We start from the raw sequence: 454 nt of genomic DNA, 5'->3' as shown, positions 1-454 counted from the left end.
TAAAAGAAAAGATAGAAAAAGCAATAAAAAAAGCCCTTTAATTTCTTAAAGGACTTGATTTTTGGTTTTGTTTTCTTATTATTATTTTATCAGAACAAAAAACAGGAAAACTTTTATGACTATTTCAAACAACAATCGCTTTATTAATAATCAATCTAACAATACAATCTTATCTAATAATAATTTAAATGTCAATACTTTTGAAGAAGATGTTTTAGAAATATCAAAAGAAATTGATAAACAAGAAGAAAAAGACAATTTATTTTATTCTCTTGTTCCAAAAATACATAAATCAACAGTCATTAATCTAGTCAAAAATCAGTTCAATGGAAATCTTGATGACTATTTAAAAACAATTCCTAAGTTTCTTGACCCTTTAATTTGGAGCAAAAGAAAAAAAGATGATGCTGACGAAAAGTTTATCAGCAACAGAACCAACAGAGATAAGAAAGCC

General features: G+C 24.9%; 1 protein-coding gene. It reads left to right on the top strand.

All coding sequences use genetic code 11. The features are described 5' to 3' along the window. Window positions 1–115: 115 nt before the first annotated feature. On the top strand, window positions 116–454 hold a 339-nt coding region (locus HWX39_RS35845), incomplete at its 3' end, for a hypothetical protein (protein ID WP_208458866.1).

This window comes from Burkholderia sp. BCC0322 (assembly GCF_902833045.1).
Taxonomy (GTDB): domain Bacteria; phylum Pseudomonadota; class Gammaproteobacteria; order Burkholderiales; family Burkholderiaceae; genus Burkholderia.
The sequence above is the reverse complement of the archived record's forward strand: the minus strand, read 5'-3'. Positions and strand labels throughout refer to the sequence as shown.